We start from the raw sequence: 3,647 nt of genomic DNA, 5'->3' as shown, positions 1-3,647 counted from the left end.
AAATTCTTTGCCATATCGTTCAATTAGCTACCCTCTGAAGCAAGCTCCACGCAGGAGCGTGCCTCGCATGATATTCACCGGCCTAACTTACTACAGAACCTACAGATGTGGCAGGCGCCGTCTGTAACCCTTTGTGAAACTTTGACTACAGCATGTTCGTTTATGCTTCAACCGCAGGGCCATTTGAAAAAAACTATCGGCCCGTCTCAATTGCGCTCGATGCTTTCCGAGCCTTCAATGCCGCGAAAGCCCCGACCCAACAAGTACTGCTCGCGAGAGCGGTCCCGTGATGACTCCGGCTTGCGCATCTGGACCTTGTCGAACAGCTTGCGGATGTCCTTGTGGTACTTATCGAAGCCTTCACCCTGGAAGACCTTGATCAAAAAATCACCACCTGGCCGCAAAACCCGCCCTGCGAGATCCAGTGCCAATTCGCACAGGAACATGGCGCGAGGCATATCGACAGCGCTCAATCCACTCATATTGGGGGCCATATCGGAAATCACAAGGTCTACCTGCGTTTTACCGACAGCCTCCAGGATCTGCGCGAGCACGGCGTCCTCGGTGAAGTCGCCCTGAATAAAGGTCACGTCGGGGATGCTGTCCATTTCCAGAATGTCGGACGCGATCAGGCGACCTTGACCGCCAATCAGACGACTGGTCACTTGCGACCACCCGCCCGGCGCGGCGCCGAGGTCGATCACGGTCATGCCAGGCCGGATGATCTTGTCCTTTTCCTGGATCTCCAGGAGCTTGTAGCTGGCGCGAGAACGATAGCCGTCCTTCTGCGCCATTTTGACGTATTTGTCGTCGAAGTGTTCTTTGAGCCAGTTATGGCTTGTCTTGGAACGGGCCACAGGGCACCTCAAAAATAAACGAGTCGTGATTAACTGGGCGGTCCCGGACTCGCTCGGGTAAACTGGCCGCCGCTTTTTACAAGATCAGACGCAGGGGTCAGATTATGCCGCTCACTCAAGAGCAGAAGAAACAGTACAAATCCATTGGCCACCATCTGAAACCAGTTCTGATTGTGGCAGACAACGGTTTGACTGAAGGTGTGTTAGCCGAGTTCGAACGCGCACTCAATGATCATGAACTGATCAAAATCAAGGTCAATATCCTTGATCGTGAAGCGCGTCTGGCCGCCGTTGCAGAACTGTGCAAGGTTGGCAAAGCGGACCTGGTTCAGGTTATCGGCAAGATGGCGCTGCTGCATCGCAAGAACTTCAGCGTCAACAAGCAATTGTCGAACGTTCATCGCTTCAAGTGATGACAAGGGTCAAGGGCGTGCTTCGCGCGCCCCGCCACTCCATCCCGGAGCAGGCTGTATCGCCAGCACCAGGCCGGAGAACCCTAGCACAAGATAGCTGAACAACTGCCAGCGCAACGCTTGCGGTAGCCACACATGCACAACGCAATACATTGCGCACGCATACAGCGCCATCAACAGCAGTTGGCCGCGTATATCCCGCCACAAACTCCCCAAGCCTTCAGCCTTGATCAGCACCAACGCCTGGAGCGTCACGCACGCCGCGGCAAAACTCACCAGCAACGTAGTCAGCAATCCGTCGATCTCATCGATCAGCAGAGGTGCCAGGCCTATCAAACCCAGCGCCGGCAACACGCCAATGTGCAACAACCATAGGCCACCGACCCAGAGCATCTGGGAGAGTTGCCAAAGCATGGCGCCCGCACGAAGCGGGCGCCGTCTTTCAGATATGACGAACTTCGACAATCTCGTACTCGATCACGCCGCTCGGCGTTTTCACGGCAACCACATCACCTTCTTCCTTGGCAATCAAGGCGCGGGCCAGTGGCGAACCAACGGAGATTTTTCCGAGTTTGAAGTCAGCCTCGTCTTCGCCCACGATTTGGTAGACAACGCGCTCATCCGTCTCGACGTTGGCGATTTCCACCGTGGTGCCGAAAATCACCTTGCCAGTATGCGGGATAGTCGTGACGTCGATGATCACCGCATTCTGCATACGGCCTTCGATATCACGAATCCGCGCCTCGACCATACCCTGCTGCTCGCGAGCAGCATGGTATTCGGCGTTTTCCTTCAAGTCGCCCAGCTCGCGGGCCGTACCGATGTCCTGGCTCAGCTTTGGACGTACGACCTTGGTCAGATGGGCGTGCTCCTCTTCCAGGGCGCGAGCGCCCTGAACGGTCATCGGGTATTTGGTTATGCTCATGCCTTCAATCCTGCGTGTAGATCCTGCAAGCGGCGCACGGTTTTTTCCGGACCGAACTTGAGCGCTTCGCAGATAGCTTCGCCTGCAGCGATGGTGGTGGTGCAGTAGATCTTGTGCTGCAGGGCATTACGACGGATGGAGTAGGAGTCCGCGATCGACTGGCGACCTTCGGTGGTGTTGATGATCAGCGTGACTTCGTCGTTCTTGATCATGTCGACCACATGCGGACGGCCTTCCGTCACCTTGTTCACGCGACGTACTTTCAGGCCGGCAGCCTCGATCAGCTTGGCGGTCCCGGCGGTAGCCACGACTTCAAAGCCCAAGTTGATCAGATCACGGGCCACACCCGCAACCAGTGGCTTGTCGTCATCACGCACACTGATGAACGCGGTACCGCCGGTCGGCAGCACTTCGCTGGCGCCCATCTGAGCCTTGGCAAATGCTTCGCCGAAGGTGTCGCCCACACCCATCACTTCACCGGTGGACTTCATCTCCGGGCCCAGGATCGGGTCCACACCAGGGAATTTGGCGAATGGGAACACCGCCTCTTTCACACTGTAGAAGTTCGGAATGATTTCCTTGGTGAAGCCGATTTCCTTCAGGGTCTTACCAGCCATTACGCGGGCAGCGATCATGGCCAGGGACACACCGATGCACTTGGACACAAACGGTACGGTGCGCGAAGCACGCGGGTTGACTTCGATGACGTAGATGTCTTCGCCTTGCAGCGCCAACTGGACGTTCATCAGGCCGACAACACCCAGCTCCAGGGCCATTTTCTTGACCTGCTCGCGCATCTCGTCCTGGATATGCGCAGGCAGCGAGTACGGCGGCAGCGAGCACGCGGAGTCACCGGAGTGAACGCCAGCCTGTTCGATGTGCTGCATGATCGCGCCAATGACCACGTCGGTACCGTCGCACACCGCGTCAACGTCCATTTCGATGGCGCAGTTGAGGAAGTGGTCGAGCAGCACAGGGCTGTCGTTGGACACTTTCACGGCATCACGCAGGTAGCGCTTGAGTTCCTCTTCTTCGTAGACGATTTCCATCGCGCGACCGCCCAGTACGTAGGACGGACGCACCACCAGCGGGTAGCCGATCTTGCTGGCTGCGCGGATGGCTTCGTCTTCGCTGCGCACGGTTGCGTTCGGCGGCTGACGCAGGTTCAGGCGCTCAACCATTTGCTGGAAGCGCTCGCGGTCTTCGGCGCGGTCGATGGCGTCCGGGCTGGTACCGATGATCGGCACGCCGGCTGCTTCCAGGGCACGCGCCAGTTTCAGCGGGGTTTGACCGCCGTATTGGACGATCACGCCTTTTGGCTTCTCGACGCGACAGATTTCCAATACGTCTTCCAGCGTCACCGGTTCGAAGTACAGACGGTCGGACGTGTCGTAGTCAGTAGAAACGGTTTCCGGGTTGCAGTTGACCATGATGGTCTCGTACCCGTCTTCG

General features: G+C 57.3%; 5 protein-coding genes. 1 reads left to right on the top strand and 4 read right to left on the bottom strand.

All coding sequences use genetic code 11. The features are described from left to right. Positions 1-206: 206 nt before the first annotated feature. On the bottom strand, positions 207-857 hold the full coding sequence (gene rlmE, locus VF672_RS06620) for a 23S rRNA (uridine(2552)-2'-O)-methyltransferase RlmE (RefSeq protein WP_020293191.1): 651 nt from the start codon (positions 855-857) through the stop codon (positions 207-209). Between the two features lie 104 nt (positions 858-961). Here rlmE and VF672_RS06615 point away from each other — a divergent pair, with 104 nt between their 5' ends. After that, positions 962-1,270, top strand: coding sequence for a YhbY family RNA-binding protein (locus tag VF672_RS06615; protein WP_057725014.1), 309 nt, complete (start codon positions 962-964; stop codon positions 1,268-1,270). A 9-nt stretch (positions 1,271-1,279) separates the two neighbouring features. Here VF672_RS06615 and VF672_RS06610 read toward each other — a convergent pair whose 3' ends face one another. The 3 genes from VF672_RS06610 to carB all read right to left on the bottom strand — a co-directional run. After that, positions 1,280-1,684 (bottom strand): MFS transporter, encoded by a 405-nt coding sequence (locus VF672_RS06610; RefSeq protein WP_331102724.1) that lies wholly within the window; start codon positions 1,682-1,684, stop codon positions 1,280-1,282. Positions 1,685-1,712: 28 nt separating this feature from the next. Continuing rightward, positions 1,713-2,189: a transcription elongation factor GreA gene (greA, locus tag VF672_RS06605; RefSeq protein ID WP_124389035.1), complete on the bottom strand. Its 477-nt coding sequence runs from the start codon at positions 2,187-2,189 to the stop codon at positions 1,713-1,715. Positions 2,190-2,191: 2 nt separating this feature from the next. After that, a partial coding sequence (gene carB / locus VF672_RS06600) for a carbamoyl-phosphate synthase large subunit (protein WP_331102721.1) occupies positions 2,192-3,647 on the bottom strand: 1,456 nt, incomplete at its 5' end.

This window comes from Pseudomonas sp. (genome assembly GCF_036387035.1).
Lineage (GTDB): Bacteria > Pseudomonadota > Gammaproteobacteria > Pseudomonadales > Pseudomonadaceae > Aquipseudomonas.
The sequence above is the reverse complement of the archived record's forward strand: the minus strand, read 5'-3'. Positions and strand labels throughout refer to the sequence as shown.

Excerpts from the sequence above, each read along its gene's own strand:
- VF672_RS06615 (WP_057725014.1), top strand. The coding sequence starts at position 962 with ATGCCGCTCACTCAAGAGCAGAAGAAACAGTACAAATCCATTGGCCAC.
- VF672_RS06610 (WP_331102724.1), bottom strand. The coding sequence starts at position 1,684 with ATGCTTTGGCAACTCTCCCAGATGCTCTGGGTCGGTGGCCTATGGTTG.